This is a genomic window from Myxococcales bacterium, assembly GCA_016703425.1.
GTDB lineage: Bacteria > Myxococcota_A > Polyangia > Polyangiales > Polyangiaceae > JADJCA01.
This window is the reverse complement of the sequence record JADJCA010000030.1, coordinates 1-18143: the sequence shown is the minus strand read 5'-3', so window position 1 is coordinate 18143 and position 18143 is coordinate 1. Positions and strand designations below refer to the sequence as shown.

The following is an 18143-nucleotide window of genomic DNA, read 5'->3' as shown; positions in this document are numbered from 1 at the left end:
ACGGGTTGTGGTAAGGGCACGGCCATGGCGGAAGCTCGCGTCGCCGAACAGACCACGTCGCTGCGTGACTTGCTCGCGCTGACGAAGCCCCGGATCACGGCCATGGTCCTCGTGACCACCGCCGGCGGCCTTTGGCTCGCGCCGGAAAAAGTGCCGCTCATGGCGGCGCTCTTGACCGTCATCGGCACCACGCTCGTGGTCTCGGGCGCCAACGCGCTCAACATGCTCCTTGAGCGCGATTCAGACCGGTTCATGCTGCGAACACGGAACCGCCCGCTCCCCGCCGGTCGCATGTCGCCGCGCGTGGCCCTCTGGGTCGGCCTCGCGGCGAGCATCGTCGCCCTCCCGATCTTGGCCATCGGCGTGAACCTCACGACGGCGTTCCTCGCGGCCCTTGCCAACGTCAGCTACGTGCTGGCCTACACGCCGATGAAGCCGCGGTCGCATCTCTCGCTGTTCGTCGGCGCGGTGCCCGGCGCGATCCCTCCGCTTCTCGGCTGGACGGCCGCAACGTCGCGCGTCGACGTGGGGGGGCTCGTCCTCTTCGGGGTGCTGTTTTTCTGGCAAATTCCGCATTTTTTGGCGATCGCCCTGTTCCGCCGTGAAGACTACGCGGCGGCGGGCCTCAAGGTGATGCCCAACGAGGCGGGCGTCGCCGCGACCAAGCGCGCGATGGTCAACTACACGGCGGCGCTCGTCGCCACGAGCCTCCTCGTCTTCCCGCTCGGTCTCGCCGGCAAGGGATACCTGGTCGGCGCGTTCATCATCGGCTGCGTCTTCCTCGGTTGGGCATGTTACGGCCTCGGCCGTGCTGACGTGCCCGTTCCCTCGAAGGATCGCTGGGCCAAGTCCTTCTTCGCCTACTCGATCGTCTACCTCCTGGCGCTCTTCGCGTTGCTCGTCGCCTTCCGGCCGTGAAGGGGCGTCGTAGCTGGATCGCGCCGGCCATCGCCGCCGCGGTCTTGCTTGTCCTGCTGCTCGCCGGCGCGCTGCTGCGTGGCCGCTCGTCGACCTTCACGGAGCTACGGGGCGTACGGCTCGGCATGACCGTGCGGGACGTGCGCGCGCGCTTCGATGCCACCGGCCTCGGGCAATGGGACACGCGGGTCGGTGACGACCTCATCCTCTCGTGGCGCCCCACGGACGCCACCCGCGACGGCCCCATCGCCGCGACCTTCGAGTTCCACTTGGGCGTCCTCATGGCGATCCGCGCCGACGTTCCCAAGGGCGACCCGGCGGCGCGCGGCAGCGACTTCGAGCTCTCCGACTCGGCCGTCATCGTTCGCGACCGAACGGCCGAAGGACCGGTGCGTCTGACGGTCATCGCGCGGAGCTGCCCCATCCACCGCAAGGAGGCCGCCGACCTCGTTCAGCAGAGGATGAGGTGAACGTCCTTGAGCGGTAGGATCCCGCAAGATTTGCGTGCACACGCGGTCAGCGGAAAGGGTTGTGCGGGATAGCCAATGTCCCCTATAAGGACGCCCGGCTGCGGGCCTCACGCGGTTGGTGATCCCGGGTCTCCGTGTCGATTCCGACGCGGACGGTGCGCTCCCTCTTGGGGTTAGCGCGCGGTGGCTCTCACGCGAGGTACCAACGGGAACCGGCATGCAAATCTTCCCGCGATCGCTCAACAAGCTCCCCTTCATCGCCGCGGCAGGACTCGCCATGGCCCTCGGCGGCGCGACATTCGCCGTCTGGTACTACTTTTCGCCGAGGCATCTGCAGGTCGGGTACGCCCCGCGGCAACCGGTGCCGTACAGCCACAAGCTGCACGCCGGTCAGATCGGCCTCGATTGCCGGTACTGCCACGCCAACGTCGAGCGCGCCGCGCACGCGATGATTCCTCCCACGCAGACGTGCATGGGCTGTCACTCGGTCGTCAAGCCCGAGTCGGCGCGCCTCGCCGCCGTTCGCGCGAGCTGGGAAACGGGCCTCCCCGTGGAGTGGGTCAAGGTCCACAAGCTCCCGGAGCACGCCTACTTCGATCACAGCGTTCACTTGAACGCCGGCGTTGGCTGCACGAGCTGCCACGGCCGCGTCGATCAAATGGAAGTCGTCCGCCAAGAGCAGCCGCTCAGCATGGGCTGGTGTCTCGACTGCCACCGCGATCCAAAGCCGAATCTCAGGCCGAAAGATCAAATCACCAACATGGAGTGGACGGCGGCCATGAACCCGCCGGGCTTCGAACCTCCCAGCGTCAATCCGCCGCAGCACTGCTCGGGGTGCCACCGATGAGCCGTCGCAGTCCGTACACGTTCCAAGACACGTCTCCCGAAGCCTCGTCGGGCTCCAACCTGTTCTGGCGGAGCCTCGAGGAGAAGGAAGACCCGAAGCGAAACCTCGCCGCGAAGGAGGCTGAGTTCCCCCTCGGCGTGGGTCCTTCCGAGGGCGCCGCCGGCGAGCTCGCGCTGCGAAACCCGATGGCGTCCGGTGCGGACGTCGGGGCGCGAGCGCTCGGCAACGTCGAAGCCGGGCGCCGCAGCTTCCTCAAGTTCGGCGTCGGCGTCACGGCGCTCTTCGGCCTCGAAGGCTGCATTCGCCGCCCCGCCGAGAAGATCCTGCCGTACACGAAGTCGCCCGAATACACGGTCCCCGGCATCAGCGAATATTTCGCGACCGTCACGAGCCGACGCGGCGAATCGCTGGGCCTGCTCGTCGAGAGCCACGAGAACCGTCCCACGAAGATCGAGGGCAACCCGCAGCACCCTGCGAGCCGCGGCGGAACCGATCTCATCACGCAAGCGTCGATCTTCGACCTCTACGATCCCGATCGCTCCACCACGCCGCTCAAGGCGAAGGGCGCGAAGGCCTCTTGGCCTGAATTCGAGGCCGCCTTCGCCGACCTCTTGAAGGCCCACGACGCCGACAAGGGCGCGAAGCTCCGCGTCCTGATGCAGCCGACCACCTCGCCGACGCTCATGCGCGTTCGAGGCCAGGTCCGCGCTCGCTTCCCAAACGCTCGCTTCCACACCTGGGCGCCCTTCACCGAGTCGAGCTCCGCCGAAGGCACCAAGCTCGCCCTCGGGCAGTCGGTCACCCCCATCGTCGAATACGACCGGGCACGGGTCATCCTCTCCCTTGACTCGGACTTCCTGCAGACCGAGTCAGGTTCGGTCCGCGCCAGCCGCACGTTCGCCAAGGGCCGACGTCTCCGCGGCCCCGCCGACAACATGAGCCGGCTCTACGTGGTTGAGCCGGTGCACTCCACGACCGGCTCGAACGCCGATCACCGACTCCGCCTGCCGGCGCGCCACGTCGAACGTTACGCGCGCGCGCTCGCCAAAGAGCTCGCCGCTCAGGGGCTCGATCTCAAGGGTCTCACGCCTGGCGACGCGCCCACCGAGGGCATCCCCGAGAAGTGGCTCAAGGCCGTCGCCAAGGATCTGCTCGCCCATCGCGGTCGAGCGGTCATCGTCGCCGGTGCCCGTCAGCCGGCGGCCGTTCCCGCCCTGGCCTGCGCGCTCAACAGCGCACTAGGCGCCGTGGGTCCCGTCCTCTCCTACGTCCCCGTCGCCGACGCGGAAGAGCCGAACGCGCCGCAAGACATCATGGCCCTTGGCCAAGATCTCGAAGCCGGCAAGGTCGACACGCTGATCATCGTCGGTGGCAACCCGGCGCACGACGCGCCCGCGGATGCGAAGTTCGCGCAGCGCGTGGAGAAGGCCAAGCACACGATTCACCTCTCGTCGCACGTCGACGAGACCTCGTCGCTCGCCTCGTGGCACTTGCCGCGAGCCCACGAGCTCGAAGCTTGGGGCGATCAGCGCTCGCTCGACGGCACCTGGTCGATTCAACAGCCGCTCATCGAGCCGCTTCATGGTGGCAAGAGCGACCTCGAGCTCTTCGCAATGATGCTGCCGCTGACTGGCGCGGACGCGAAGCCGAAGAAGGCCTACGAGCTCGTCCGAGAGACCGTCAAGGCGACCCTCGACAGTGGCCTCGGCTTCGAGACCACCTGGAAGCGCTCGCTCAAGTCGGGCTTCGTCGGCGATCGCGCGCCGCTCAGGCCGCCGACCATGGCGCCGGGCGATGTGCGCACGGCGGACATCTCCGCGGCCCTCGCGAAGTCTTCGCCGAAGGGCGGGGCTGGCCTCGAGGCCGTCTTCTCGCCGTGCCCGAAGCTCTTCGACGGACGCCACGGCAACAACCCCTGGCTCCTCGAGCTGCCCGACCCGATGACCAAGGTCGTCTGGGAGAACGTCGCGCTCTTGTCGCCGAAGACGGCCAAAGAGCTCGGTGTCCAGAGCGGCGACGCCGTCGAGGTCATCCGTGAGGGGGCCCGCGTCGAGCTTCCCGCGTGGGTTCAGCCAGGTCACGCCGACGGCGTTGTGGGCTTGAACGTCGGTTGGGGCCGCAAGAAGGCGGGCCGCTTCGGCAACAAGTGCGGCGTCGACGTCTACCCGTTGCGGGCAAGTCAGTCGCTCGACTTCGGCGAGTGTGCGGTCCGCGGCCTCGGCCGCAAGTGGCTCACGCACGTCGACCGCGGCTTCGCCCAGATCAAGGATCTCGGAGTCACGCAGACGCAAGAGCACCAATCGATGGAGGGCCGCCCGCTCGCCATCGACACGACGCTCGAGCAGTACAAGAAGGAGCCCGACTTCGTTCAGTACAAGAGCCCCAACCCGCGGGTCCTGCCGCTGTGGGACAAGGTCGACTACTCGAAGGGCCAGAAGTGGGGCATGAACATCGACCTCAACGCCTGCACCGGCTGCAGCGCTTGCATGGTCGCTTGCCAGTCGGAGAACAACATCCCGACGGTCGGCAAGGAGCAGGTCGGCAAGGGCCGCGAGATGTACTGGCTCCGCATCGACCGCTACTTCGTCGGCGCCGACGAGAACGAGCCGGCCGTCGCGTACCAGCCCGTCGCGTGCGTGCAATGCGAAGAGGCACCCTGCGAGAACGTGTGCCCCGTCAACGCGACGGCACACAGCCCCGACGGCCTCAACGACATGGCCTACAACCGCTGCATCGGCACGCGGTATTGCGCCAACAACTGCCCCTACAAGGTTCGTCGCTTCAACTACCTCGAGTTCAGCGGCAACTTCGCCGGCGGCGACGACGCCACCATGGAGCAGCAAGCGAAGTCGACCTACGGGTCGATGCCCGAGACCCAGAAGATGCTCTTCAACCCCAACGTCACGGTGCGCTTCCGCGGCGTCATGGAGAAGTGCACGTACTGCGTCCAGCGCATTCAAGAGGGCAAGCTCGCGAGCAAGCGCGCCGGCAAGCCCATGAAGGACGGCGACGTCATGGCGGCCTGCGCGCAAGCATGCCCCGCTGACGCCATCAGCTTCGGCGACCTGAACGACCCCAAGGCGCGCGTCGCCGAGGCCACCAAGAGCGCTCGCAACTACGGACTGCTCGCGGAGCTCGGGACCGGCCCCCGCACGACCTACCTAGGCAAGGTTCGGAACCTCAACAAGGAGATGGCCTGACCATGGGCTCAGCCAACCTTCCCATCAAAGAGATCGGTGAGGGCCCGCTCGTAAGACCGGGCGAGACCTTCCACACCGTCACCGAGCAGGTGTCACGGGTTACCGAGACGGCGGCCCCGAAGGGCTGGTGGGTCCTGTTCCTCGTCGCCCTCAGCTGGACCGGCATCTTCGGTGTCGCCGTATCGTGGCTGCTTTGGCAGGGCGTCGGCGCCTGGGGCAACAACTCGCCGGTCTACTGGGGCTGGGACATCACCAACTTCGTTTGGTGGATCGGCATCGGCCACGCCGGCACGCTCATCAGCGCCGTGCTCTTTCTCTTCCGTCAAAAGTGGCGCACGAGCATCAACCGCTTCAGCGAGGCGATGACCATCTTCGCGGTCATCTGCGCGCTCATCTTCCCGGGAATCCACGTCGGCCGCATCTGGATTGCATACTTCATGCTTCCGCTGCCCAACCAGATGTCGATCTGGCCGAACTTCAAGAGCCCGCTCATCTGGGACGTCTTCGCCGTCAGCACCTACTTCACGGTCTCGCTGCTCTTCTGGTTCGTCGGCCTCGTTCCTGACTTCGCGACGCTACGCGACCGCGCCAAGAACTTCTCGGCACGCCAGAAGGTCTACGGCGCCCTCGCCCTCGGCTGGCACGGCAGCAACCGCCACTGGCAGAACTACGAGCGCGCGTACCTGATTCTCGCCGCGCTCTCCACGCCCCTGGTTCTCTCGGTGCACAGCGTCGTCTCCTTCGACTTCGCGACGTCGCTCGTCCCAGGCTGGCACACCACGATCTTCCCGCCGTACTTCGTCGCCGGCGCCGTCTTCAGCGGCTTCGCGATGGTCATGACGCTCATCCTCGTGGCGCGCGTCGCCTACGGCGTTCGCAGCATCGTGACGATGAAGCACCTCGAGCTGATGAACAAGATCATGCTCGTGACGGGCTCACTCGTTGGTTACGCGTACGGCATGGAGTTCTTCATCGCCTGGTACTCGGGCAGCAAGTACGAGCTCTTCGTCTTCATCAACCGTGCGACGGGACCCTACGCGTGGGCGTACTGGACGATGATCGCGTGCAACGTGATCTCGCCGCAGCTCTTCTGGTCGAAGAAGCTCCGCACGAGCATCCCTCTCATGTTCGTCATCTCCATCGTCATCAACGTCGGCATGTGGTTCGAGCGTTTCGTCATCATCGCCACGTCGCTGCATCGAGACTTCTTGCCGTCGTCGTGGGGCTACTTCCGCCCCACAGTCGTCGACATTTGCACGTACGCGGGCACGCTCGGCGTCTTCTTCACCTTCTTCCTCCTCTTCATCAGGTGGGTACCCATGATCGCCATCGCGGAGATCAAGGGCGTATTGCCCGAGGCCGACCCGCACGCGGGTCACGATCACGACACGCACCACGAGGGCGCGGCGGAGCCTGCGCTCGCCCCCGGAGAGTGAGCCATGTCCCACGAAGACCAAAAAGCGACGCGCAAAGAGGGCATGGCCAACGCGGCCAAAGAGGCCCTCAAGCGCGCCAGTGACAGCGACATCGACGGCAAGAAGCCGGCGCTTTACCTGGCTGAATACGAGACGCCGGGCGCGTGCATGCACGCGGCGGAGAAGCTTCGTGACGCCGGCTACACCGCGTTCGACACGCACACGCCCTTCCCCGTCCACGGCATGGACCGCGCCATGGGTCTCCCCGACTCAAAGCTCGGCTGGATCGTCTTCGTGTGCGGCCTCACCGGCACCACGGCGGCCTTCGTCATGATCTGGTGGATGAACGCCGTCGACTACCCGATCATCATCGGAGGAAAGCCCCCGCTCAGCATCCCGTCGATGATCCCGATCATGTTCGAGCTCACGGTGCTTCTGTCAGCCTTCGGCGCTGTCTTCGGCATGTTCGGCCTCAACAAGCTTCCGCGGCATCATCACCCGCTCTTCGAGTCGGAGAACTTCAAGAAGTTCAGCGATGACCGCTTCTTCGTCTCCGTGGAGGCGCACGATCCGAAGTTCCGCCTCGACAAGACCAAGGAGCTGCTCCTCGGCACGCACCCCGCTTCCGTCGAGTTGGTGCACGACGAAGAGGTCGCGACATGAACAAGCGAAGCCACGTCTCTGCCGCGCTCTTGGCCGGCACCGTCGCCCTCGCCGGGCTCTCCGGCTGCCGGGGTCAGACCTCTGAGGATCCGCCCATCGTGCCGATCCGCAACATGTACCACCAGCCTCGCTACAACATGCAGAGCGAGAGCGAGTTCTACGCCGACAAGCGCACGATGCGGCCCCGCATCGAAGGCGTCGTGTCGCAGAGCCAGACGATCGATCCGCGACTCGGCGAAGGTCGCCTCGAGGACGGCTCCGGTTACGTCCTTACGGTGCCGGAAGAGATCGTCCGCAGCGCCGGCGGCATGGAGCCGCTGACCAAGCGAGGCAAGGAGCGCTACGGCATTTTCTGCGCTCCGTGCCACGACGGCACGGGCGCGGGCCTTGGCCTCGTGGTGAAGCGCGGCATGTTGGCGCCGCCGTCGTTCCACCAGGAGCGACTCCGTCGCGCGCCTGACGGCCAAATCTACGCCACCATCACCAACGGCATTCGCAACATGCCCGCGTACCACGCGCAGATCCCCGAAGCCGACCGCTGGGGCATCGTCGCTTACGTGCGGGCGCTCCAAGTGAGCCAGGCACCTCTCGCCGCGGAGATGAAGAAGTGAGCGGGACGCAAAAGAAGGGCACCCCGACAATGCCTCCGGAAGCCGAAAAGCGAGCCGCAGAGCGCGAAGCGTTCCTCGTGCCCGAGAAGAACCCTTGGTCAAAGGCATGGCAGTACGCAGCCGCCGTCGGTGGTCTCGGCATCGTGGGAGCCTTCGTCGGCTACGGTAGCGATCCGAAGCGGTTCGCGTTCTCGTACCTCTTCGCGTTCCAGTTCTGCCTGAGCATCTGCCTCGGCATGCTCTTCTTCGTGCTCGTGCAGCACCTGACGAGCGCCGGGTGGAGCGTGACAGTGCGCCGCACGGCGGAGATCTTCGGGACCGGCTTCATCGCTCTCGCAGTGCTCTTCGCTCCGGTCTGGATCAGCCGGCAGCAGCTCTTCCCGTGGATGGGCGGCCATGGTGGGCACGGGCATGCCGCCAACGGGGCCGTCGGAACTACCGAACTCACGCAGGCGCACGGCGGCGCGACTCCCCACGGTGAGGCCCCGAAAGCGGCGGCCGCCGAACCTCCCACGCAACACGGGGGCACCCACGGCAGCGGTAAGGGCGGCGGCAAGGGCGGCGGCGGCAGCGGTGCCGGCGGCGACCACGACGCGCACGGCGGCCCCACGGCAGCCAAAGCCAAAGGCCACGCGGGCGCCCATCAGGGTTCCCACGGGGACCCGCACGAGATCGCCCACGGCGAGCTCATCGCGCACAAGAAGCCTTACCTGAACGAGAGCTTCTTCAACGCGCGGGTGGCCATCTACTTCGCCGCATGGATCTTGATGGCGCTTCGGCTCTTCCAGCTCTCGACGGCGCAAGACAAGTCGCGCGACCCCAAGGCGACGGTGGCGATGCAGCGCTTTGCGCCGCCGGCGACCTTCGTCTTTGCGCTCACGCTCACCTTCGCCGGCTTCGACTGGATCATGTCGCTCAAGCCGGACTGGTTCTCCACGATCTTCGGGGTCTATCTGTTCTCCGGGTCGGTCGTGTCGAGTCTCGCGGTCCTCATCCTCGTGACGATGGGCATCCGCTCGTCGGGCCTCCTTCGCAAGGAGATCACCGTGGAGCACTACCACGACCTCGGGAAGCTGATGTTCGGCTTCAACGTGTTCTGGGCGTACATCGGCTTCTCGCAGTTCATGCTCATTTGGTACGCGGCACTCCCCGAGGAGACGCCGTTCTTCCACATGCGCTGGCATGAAGGCCCGTGGGCGACGGTGAGCATCTCCCTCGTCGTCTTGCACTTCGCCCTGCCCTTCGTGTTCCTGATCTCTCGCAACGTGAAGCGTCGCCTTCCGATGCTGGCCGGCGGTGCCGTGCTTCTGCTCGTGATGCACGCCGTCGATTGCTACTGGCTCGTCATGCCGAACTACGGCCAAGAAGGCTTCGCCTTCCACTGGCTCGACCTCGCCTGCGTGCTCGGCGTCGCAGGTGTCACCATGGCCGTCGTCCTCTTCCAGCTGAAGAAGACGTCTCTCATCCCGGTCGGCGACCCGCGCCTGCCGCGCGCGCTGGCCTTCGAGAACGCCTAAGGAGTCCCCGTGGCTAGCGACAATACCCCCCCCCGCAACGGCCTTATCCTCGGCATTGCCTTCGCGTCCGTGATCGTTCTACTGGCGCTGAAGTTCATCTTCGATTGGTACTACCACGACATGATGGCCCTCGAAGTGGCCGCCAAATCGCTGCCGCCCGTGGAGCTTCAAGCCGCGAAGCTCGCGGATCAGCAGCGCCTTGGCGCGGGTCCGATGCCCATCGACAAGGCCATGGTTGGCATGTCGAAGGGCCGTGACTCGCTCATCCAACCGCAGGCGTCCAACGACGACGGGCCGCTCGTCGGCTGGTCCAAGACGCCCCGTGCCGTGCCGTCCGCTCCGCCTGCAAGCGCCGACGTCGACGCTGCAGCGTCGACCGTTGATGGCGGCGCGGTCGGGACGGGAGACGCGGGCTCACTTACCGTCGTCGCCGACGCTGGACAGATCGCCCTCGCGACGGACGCGGGCGCCCAGGCGCCCGTCAAGACTGACGCTGGCGCGCACTGAGTCTGACTTTCCCATGACATCGCTTCGCCGCCCGACCCAACATCGCTCACGCGCCTCAACGAGCGCGCTTGAGCGTTTCGTTACGGTCGCGGTGATGAGCCTCATGGTCGTAGCGTGGTCCTCCGCGGCGAGCGCCAGCAGTGTCGCGAAGCAGGTCCTGCAGCACGTGAACGTCGACGAGAAGCTCGACGTCCCGCTGCCGGCCGGTGCTCAGTTTCTCGATCACACGGGCAAGGCGGTGCGCCTCGGGGACGTTGTTGGGCGCGGCAAACCGACGCTGCTCGTGCTCGCCTACCACTCCTGTCCCGTCCTGTGCGGCATGGTGCAGAGCGCCGCCGCCACCGCGCTCAAGGCCGTGAAGTGGACCGCCGGCAAAGAGTTCGAAGTCGTTGTTCTGAGCATCGACCCCCGCGATACGCCCGCGCGCGCCGCTGAGAAGCGCGCCGCAATCCTCACCGGTTACGGCCGGCCGGAAGCGGCCAACGGCTTTCACTTCCTCGTCGGCGCCAAGCCGGAAATTGATCGCGTCGCCGACGCCATCGGCTTCAAGTACGAGTACGACGCCGAGCAGCAGCAGTACGGCCACCCGGCCGTGATCATGTTCGTAAAGCCAACGGGCGAGATGTCCCGCTACCTCTACGGCCTCGAATACGATCCGAACGACGTTCGCATCGCCCTCTACGAGGCGGCCAACGGCAAGAGCATCGGCGCCCTCGAGAAGGTGATTCTCTATTGCTACCAATACAATCCGCACGACGGAAAATACGTCGTCATGGCGACCCGCGTCATGAAGCTCGGTGGAGCCCTCACGGTGCTCGTCCTGGGCGCCTTCCTCTCGTTGATGTGGGCGCAGGAGCGGCGTCGAAGCCGCGCCGCCGTCGCCAACGTCCTCGTCCCAGTCCCAGACCCGACCGGCAGCTCCACCGTGAGCACACACGTCTCTCCTCTTTGAGCGAGCGCGCCCTCTCATGATCAACCCCGAGTCATTCCAGCTCCCCCCGCAGCTCTCGACCAACGCCGCCGAAATCGACGGGCTGTACAACTTCATCTACTGGTTCAGCGTCGTCTTCACGACGGCCATCACGGGCGCGATCATCTATTTCGCCGTGAAGTACCGTAGGCGGCCCGGCGTGAAGTCCGAGCCGCCGGGACACAACACGATCCTCGAGATCGTCTGGACCGTGCTCCCGCTGGTCTTCATCGTCGTCCTCTTCCACCTCGGCTTCCGCGCCTACCTCCACATGGCGGTGGCGCCCGAGGGAGCCATGGAGGTTCGCGTCCTCGGCGCGAAATGGAAGTGGGACTTCGTCTATCCGAACGGCCGCGCTGAAGCCGCGGACCTCGTCTTGCCGGTTAACAAGCCCGTCAAGTTCATCATCTCGTCGGAAGACGTGCTCCACAGCTTCTTCGTCCCCGGTGCACGGCTCAAGAAGGACGCAGTGCCCGGCATGTACACGTCGATGGCGTTCACCCCGAACACCATCGGCACGATGCAGATCTTCTGCGCTGAGTATTGCGGCACGTCGCACTCGGGCATGCTCGGGACCATCAAGGTCGTCTCGCAAGACGAGTTCGACAAGTGGATGAAAGAGGGCGACAAGGTTGAGCCCACGGCCGAGGTCGGCGAGAAGCTCTACAAGAAGCAGGCCTGCAACACCTGCCACTCGATTGACGGCTCCAAGATGCCCGGCCCAACGTGGAAGGGCATGTGGGGTCGCGAAGAGGCCATGGCTGACGGCGTGAAGATCACGGTCGACGAGAACTACGTCCGCGAGTCGATTCAAAAGCCCAACGCCAAGGTCGTCGCGGGCTTCCAGCCCGTCATGCCGACCTACCCGAACCTAACCGAAAAGCACATTGACGCGCTCATCGCGTACATGAAGACGCTCAAGTAGCCCGCACCGCGAACGGAACAAGGCGAGCCGAGGACACCATGGCAGCAACGACCACCACAAGCGGGGCTCCGGCGCACGGAGCAGCAGATCCGAACGAGAACTACATCACGTGTGAGCGGGGCCTTAAGTCCTGGCTGATCACGCTCGATCACAAGCGCATCGGGGTCATGTATTTGATCTCGGTCCTCACGGCCTTCCTCATCGGCGGCGTGTTCGCGCTCCTGGTTCGCACCGAGCTCTTCACGCGCGGCAAGACCCTGATGGACGCGGACACGTACAACCGCATGTTCACGCTGCACGGCGTGGTCATGGTGTTCTTGTTCATCATTCCGTCGGTGCCCGCGGCGCTCGGCAACTTCATCTTGCCGATCCAGCTCGGCGCCAAGGACGTCGCGTTCCCGCGCCTCAATCTCTGGTCGTTCTACATCTACGTCTTCGGCGCGTGTTTCGCCGTCTACAGCATGGTCGCCGGCGCCGTCGACACGGGCTGGACCTTCTACACGCCGTACAGCACGACCACGACGTCGGCCGTCATCCCGATGATCCTCGGCGCCTTCGTCATGGGCTTCTCGTCCATTTTGACGGGCGTCAACTTCATCGCGACGGTGCACAAGATGCGCGCGCCGGGGCAGAGCTGGACCCGCCTGCCACTCTTCGTCTGGGGCGTCTACGCGACCGCCATCATCCAGGTCCTCGCGACGCCGGTCCTCGCCATCACGCTGCTGCTGCTGATCCTTGAGCGCTCGCTCGGGCTCGGCATCTTCGATCCCAAGCTCGGCGGCGACCCGGTGCTCTTCCAGCACTTCTTCTGGTTCTACTCTCACCCCGCCGTCTACATCATGATCCTGCCGGGCATGGCGGTCGTGAACGAACTCTTGGCGACCTTCTGCCGCCGCGCCATCTACGGCTACTTCGCCGTCGCGATGAGCTCGCTCGGCCTAGCGCTCCTCTCGTTCGTTGTGTGGGCTCACCACATGTTCACGAGCGGCATGAGCGAGTACGCGGCGATGGTCTTCTCGGGCCTCACGTTCCTCGTGGCCATCCCGAGCGGAGTGAAGGTCTTCAACTGGGTCGCGACGCTCTACAAGTCGAGCATTCGGCTCGACTCCCCGATGCTCTGGGCCCTGGGCTTCCTCTTCCTCTTCACCATTGGCGGACTGACGGGCCTCTTCTTGGCCGTCGTCGCGACCGACATCCACCTTCACGACACATACTTCGTCGTGGCGCACTTCCACTACGTGATGGTCGGCGGAACGGTCATGGGCTTCATCGGCGGCATTCACTACTGGTGGCCGAAGATGACGGGGAAGCTCTACAACGAGACTCAGGCGAAGGTCGCCTGGGCGCTCGTCTTCGTGGGCTTCAACGTGACGTTCCTCACGCAGTTCGTCATGGGCTCTCGCGGCATGCCGCGGCGCTACTACGACTACCTCCCGGAGTTTGAGCTCTTCCACAAGATCTCGACCATCGGGGCCTACATCCTTGGCGTCGGATTCTTCCTGATGCTCGGCTACCTCATCCAGTCGCTAATGAGCGGGAAGAAGTCGCCGCGTAATCCCTGGGGCTCATGCGCGCTCGAGTGGCAGACACCGACGCCCCCTCCGCTCGCGAACTTCCACGAGGTCCCGACGATCACCCGCGGACCGTACGACTACCACCTCGCAACCGACGCCGAGCTCGCCGAGGACTGAGCCCTGCGGTTCAACCCTTCAGACCGACGACGACACGCTCTTGAAACGGAGACCACGTGAGCTCAACTGAAACAGCGGCCGAACACGGACACGGTGATGGGCACCACGGGCATCACGGCCCCAAGTGGCTCGCCCACCACTTCGACACGCCGACGCAGCAGTTCGACACGGCGAAGCTCGGCATGTGGGCCTTCTTGGCTCAGGAGCTGCTCTTCTTCAGCGGCCTGTTCGTGGCCTACGGCGTCTTCCGGAGCTGGTACCCGGAGATGTTTAGTCTGGCGTCGCACCAGTTGAACCGCGTGATGGGTGGCGCGAACACGATCGTGCTCCTGTTCTCGAGCTTCACGGCGGCCATGGCGGTCCGTTCGGCGCAGCTCAGCCAGAAGATCGCGACGCGCAACTACCTGCTCATCACCATCGTCTGCGCGTTCATCTTCCTCGTCGTCAAATACTTCGAGTACGGGCACAAGTTCCACGACGGCCTCCTGCCGGGTCCATTCTTTGGAACGCAGCACGATTTCTTCACGCTGCCGATCCCGGCCGACGCGCACGTGCCGCACTTGCCGTCGAACGCGCACATCTTCTTCTCGATCTACTTCGTGCTGACGGGCATCCACGGCATCCACGTGGCCATCGGCATCGGCATCATGATTTGGATCCTCATCCGCAACGAGCGTGGAGACTTCTCCAAGGAGTTCTTCACGCCGGTCGATCTGACGGCGCTCTACTGGCACCTTGTCGACTTGATTTGGATCTACCTGTTCCCGCTCCTGTACCTGATCGACTGACGGCGCATTTCGTCACCGTTCGAAGTTCCCCGTCAGAAGTACCCGCCTACGAGAGTCCCATGAGCCATCACGACCACGAGCACGCAGACGACGGCGCCGTTCACAGTCACGTTTCATCGACGGCGTTCTACGCGGGGATCTTCCTCGCTCTCGTCTTCTTCACCGTCGTCACGGTGGCCGTTTCGTACGTCCACCTTGGCCCCGCCAACCTGGCCGTCGCCATTGCGATCGCCTCGGTCAAGGCGACCCTGGTCGTTCTCTTCTTCATGCACTTGCGCTGGGACGCGAAGTTCAACTCGCTGATCCTCGTCAGCACGCTAGGCTTTATTGGGATCTTCTTCGCGTTCACGTTCACCGACACCGAGTGGCGGACGAAGCAATACAGCGACACGCAGGGCACCAAGATCCTGCCGGCCGATGGGACACCGGCGCCGGGCGGGATGCCGCCGCGTCCGGAGAAGAAGGACCACGGCGCCGCCGGCGCGGCGGGTCACGGCCAGACGGGCGCTCCCGCTGGGCACGACAAGGCGGCCGCTCCGGCGAGCTCCGCGCCGAAGCACTGAGAGAGCCTCCACGGCCGGTTGCCGTGCGTTATCGGCGACGGAATGCTTCCGACGCAGCACTGATCCATCGGCAGGGTTCGCCCTGCCATCGCGGCGCCCACGCAGTCGGAAGACGCGGCGCGTGAGAACACGCGCGCGCGCGACATAGTCCACGCCGAGGCGGTCTACGGCACCTCGGGGTCGTCTTCGCGCGGCGATCGCGCTGTCGTGGACTCGCGACGACACGCGAGGTGCGCTAGTGGCGCACCATGGGCACCGCTTCTGCAGCGTGGGGCCCATGGGCCGCACACGCGTGAGTGAATCGTTGGTGGAGAAGGTTCAAGCACGAGAGTCAACCTCTCCCCCTCCCCCCGTAAACGTGAACGTGCCCGAGCCCGTGGACGGCTCCCGCCGCCTCTTCGTCCCGCACCGTCTCGGCCTGCTCGCGCTCATCGTCTCGTGCGTGCCGCTCGCGGTGGGCTGCGACGGCGACGAGCAACGCGCCAACGAAGCCGCGCTCAGCTCGACAGTGCTCGTTCCCGGCACGAGCTCAGGCCAGCTCGAGGTCACGCCGCGGGCTCGGTCTCGTACGCGATGCCCGTCACGCTGGCGCCTGGGATCTCCGGCCAGGTGCCGTCGCTGTCGATTCAGTACTCGAGCCACGGCGCCAACGGGATTCTCGGTCAGGGCTTCTCGCTGTCGGGCCTATCGGTCATCGCGCCGTGCCCGCGCGGTGGCGGAGGACGGCGTGGGCGCCGACGTCACCTTTAGCGAGCAGCGATCAGTTTGCCTCGACGGGCGGCGGCTCGTGAAGGCGTCAACGGCCGGTACAACGTGGACGGCGCCGAATACCGCACGGCGCGCGAGTCGTTCTCGCGCATTCGGCGGAGTCGGCGAGAGCTTCATCGTCGAGACGATGAGCGGGCAGAAGCTCGGAGTACGGCACGACGTCGGACGCGCGCATCGCGGTCGTAGGCGTCGCCGGGACCGTTGAAGATGCGCGGCTGGGCACTCTCGCGCTCGAGCGATCGCTTCGGCAACGCGATCAAGTACGCTACGCGCAAGACTTGGCCAACGGCGACTACTGGCCGACGACGATCAGTACACGGAGAACCTCGCGGCGGGCATCGCGCCGACGTCGAAGGTGAGTTCGCTACCGACCGCGAGAAGACGCCACGGCCGCGTACGTGGCTGGCGCGACGGTGACGACGACGCAGCTTCTTCAATCGATCGCGTCGTTTGAGGGGGCACAGAGTTTCGAGTAGCGTCAACTTCGAATACGGCGCGACGGGCCAACGCGGCCGCGCGCGCCTCGTGTCGGCACAAGGTGCGCATCAGGCAAGCGGCGGCCCGGCACCAGGTCAGACGACGTACTTGCCGCCCAAGGCGCTTCGGGTGGACGGGGCAGCACTCGCTGTGGGCGATGCCGCTCGGGACGGCGCCGAACGTCACGGACCTCTTGCAGGCACGGCCATCAGCGGCGACTTCAACGGCGACGGCCTCGGCGGCATGGCGCAGCTCCAAGGGCACGGTCTCGGTCAACCGCGGGTGTGGCCGATGGGCGGCGATTTCTCAGGTGGACGTCGTGGGGCGCGGGCTTCTTCAGGGGTGTTGCCGGCGGTGGAACGGCGACGGCAAGACCGACTTTTGCTCGATGTGCCAGCGACGGGTCGGCATGCGCGCGTGGACGTCGAGCGGCGCAGGCTTCGACGTCGCTCTTCGCGGGAAGACATCAGCGACACCAGGCGGCTTCGCGTGGCGGACTTCAACGGCGACGGCCGGAGCGTCTCTTCCTGACACCGAGCGGCCAAGCGTGTTTCCACCCCTCTCCGAAGGCCGGGACGACGCGCGCCCCCGTTCTCTCGGCCCCTACGGGCTGGTGCTCGACAACCTGCGCCTGGGCGATCTGGATGGCGACGGGCGCGCGGACTTACTGCAGGCAATGAAGGGCGGTGTGTTTTTGGTGCACCACCGCGCCTTCAACGGGGTGTCCGTGGACGTCGCTCGATCGCTTGGTGGCGAGCCGTTGCCGGGGCGACCGCGCGAGGCCGCCGGCGCCGCCGCCGGCGTTTACGACGGAGCTGGCGGGGCGCCGGCGACGCAGCCGGCGCGGGCGCAGGCGGCTGCGCAGGGGCGACGTCAGCCAGCGCACGGCCGCGCTAAAGGCCGATCTGGTGCTCATCAGGGGGCGGCACGGCGAAGGTGCACCTTGGCACGAGACAGTCGTTTCTTCCGCAAGGGGGCTCTTGGGGTTGGGCGGTGTACAGCAGGGCCGGCGCAAAGCTCCTGACTTGGACAGCGGCGACGCCGGAAACGTTCTCTTTCAATGCGACGCGACGGGGACGCGGCTCGACGTCGCTCTCGAACGGCGGGAGCGGCTTCGACGCACTCGTCATTCTCACGGGACCGGAGCAAGGCGCCGACGCGGTGCGGACGGCGCGCGTGTATCCGCGCGCGCAAACCCGTGGGGCTATCCGTTGCGCACGACGGGCGGGGCGGCGCAGGTTTGCGCGGGGCTCGGCTCGATGACGGCGGCGGCGACGCGCAAGCAACAGCTCTTGAGCTGCGACGGCAATCAGCCTTAGTTGCCGCGTATTTTGAGCGCGCCGTGGTTGCAGCGAGCAACCGCTGCGTCGTCTGGTCGGATGATCCGGGCGGCGCCGGTGGCGCATCGCTTCTGCGTCCCCGGACGGCGATGGTGCTGGCGGGCCCAGCGATCGGGTCCACTCCGATCCGTATGGCGGGCCGCCGGGCGCCGGTGGGAGACCGTGGCGTCGCGGGATTGCAGGGTATTAGGACGCGTCGGCGCGGCACTTCGATCCGGCCGGCGACGTCATCGATTGGGTCGGTTTGCCAAACGGCGGACCACGTCAGAGCGGCAGGCCATCGACCGCTTCAGCATCCAGCTGGCGGATCTCGATGGCGACGGTCGACGGATCTTTTGCAGCAACGCGGCATGGCGGACGGTGCTGTTTGCCAGAACCGCGTGCCCCCTCGCTTCGACGTGGTGCGCGCCATCGCGGAAAACGGCCTCGGGCTCGCACGGGGATCGACTACGCGTCGCTTCCCGCATCGCCTG

At 65.9% G+C, this 18143-nt stretch carries 15 protein-coding genes; all 15 read left to right on the top strand.

Features of this window, described 5'->3' with window-relative positions; genetic code table 11:
* The first annotated feature begins 24 nt into the window (after window positions 1–24).
* The 15 genes from cyoE to IPG50_36585 all read left to right on the top strand — a co-directional run bounded on the left by cyoE (window position 25) and on the right by IPG50_36585 (window position 15835).
* Entirely contained in the window at window positions 25–918 is an 894-nt protein-coding gene (gene cyoE / locus IPG50_36655) for a protoheme IX farnesyltransferase (protein MBK6697678.1), read from the top strand.
* Window positions 915–1388 (top strand): hypothetical protein, encoded by a 474-nt coding sequence (locus IPG50_36650; protein MBK6697677.1) that lies wholly within the window; start codon window positions 915–917, stop codon window positions 1386–1388. The genes cyoE and IPG50_36650 overlap by 4 nt, the downstream gene beginning before the upstream one ends.
* A 217-nt stretch (window positions 1389–1605) precedes the next feature.
* On the top strand, window positions 1606–2235 hold the full coding sequence (locus IPG50_36645) for a cytochrome c3 family protein (protein ID MBK6697676.1): 630 nt from the start codon (window positions 1606–1608) through the stop codon (window positions 2233–2235).
* Window positions 2232–5435 (top strand): 4Fe-4S dicluster domain-containing protein, encoded by a 3204-nt coding sequence (locus IPG50_36640; protein MBK6697675.1) that lies wholly within the window; start codon window positions 2232–2234, stop codon window positions 5433–5435. Before IPG50_36645 ends, IPG50_36640 begins: the two co-directional genes overlap by 4 nt.
* 2 nt (window positions 5436–5437) lie before the next feature.
* Window positions 5438–6871, top strand: a complete 1434-nt coding sequence (nrfD, locus tag IPG50_36635) for a polysulfide reductase NrfD (GenBank protein ID MBK6697674.1) — start codon at window positions 5438–5440, stop codon at window positions 6869–6871.
* A 42-nt stretch (window positions 6872–6913) separates the two neighbouring features.
* Entirely contained in the window at window positions 6914–7513 is a 600-nt protein-coding gene (locus IPG50_36630) for a DUF3341 domain-containing protein (protein ID MBK6697673.1), read from the top strand.
* Window positions 7510–8124: a cytochrome c gene (locus tag IPG50_36625; protein ID MBK6697672.1), complete on the top strand. Its 615-nt coding sequence runs from the start codon at window positions 7510–7512 to the stop codon at window positions 8122–8124. The genes IPG50_36630 and IPG50_36625 overlap by 4 nt, the downstream gene beginning before the upstream one ends.
* Window positions 8121–9641: a hypothetical protein gene (locus IPG50_36620; GenBank protein ID MBK6697671.1), complete on the top strand. Its 1521-nt coding sequence runs from the start codon at window positions 8121–8123 to the stop codon at window positions 9639–9641. Before IPG50_36625 ends, IPG50_36620 begins: the two co-directional genes overlap by 4 nt.
* A gap of 9 nt (window positions 9642–9650) precedes the next feature.
* Window positions 9651–10148: a hypothetical protein gene (locus IPG50_36615; GenBank protein MBK6697670.1), complete on the top strand. Its 498-nt coding sequence runs from the start codon at window positions 9651–9653 to the stop codon at window positions 10146–10148.
* A 94-nt stretch (window positions 10149–10242) separates the two neighbouring features.
* Window positions 10243–11100 carry an SCO family protein gene (locus IPG50_36610; protein MBK6697669.1) on the top strand — a complete coding sequence of 286 codons (858 nt, stop codon included), beginning with the start codon at window positions 10243–10245 and terminating at the stop codon, window positions 11098–11100.
* A 16-nt stretch (window positions 11101–11116) separates the two neighbouring features.
* Window positions 11117–12043: a cytochrome c oxidase subunit II gene (gene coxB, locus IPG50_36605; protein ID MBK6697668.1), complete on the top strand. Its 927-nt coding sequence runs from the start codon at window positions 11117–11119 to the stop codon at window positions 12041–12043.
* A 38-nt stretch (window positions 12044–12081) separates the two neighbouring features.
* On the top strand, window positions 12082–13734 hold the full coding sequence (gene ctaD, locus IPG50_36600) for a cytochrome c oxidase subunit I (GenBank protein ID MBK6697667.1): 1653 nt from the start codon (window positions 12082–12084) through the stop codon (window positions 13732–13734).
* Window positions 13735–13916: 182 nt separating this feature from the next.
* Complete coding sequence (locus IPG50_36595; protein ID MBK6697666.1) at window positions 13917–14522, top strand: cytochrome c oxidase subunit 3 family protein; 606 nt, start codon at window positions 13917–13919, stop codon at window positions 14520–14522.
* Window positions 14523–14581: 59 nt separating this feature from the next.
* Window positions 14582–15085, top strand: a complete 504-nt coding sequence (locus IPG50_36590) for a cytochrome C oxidase subunit IV family protein (GenBank protein MBK6697665.1) — start codon at window positions 14582–14584, stop codon at window positions 15083–15085.
* 573 nt (window positions 15086–15658) lie between these two features.
* Window positions 15659–15835, top strand: coding sequence for a hypothetical protein (locus IPG50_36585; GenBank protein MBK6697664.1), 177 nt, complete (start codon window positions 15659–15661; stop codon window positions 15833–15835).
* Window positions 15836–18143 lie beyond the last annotated feature (2308 nt).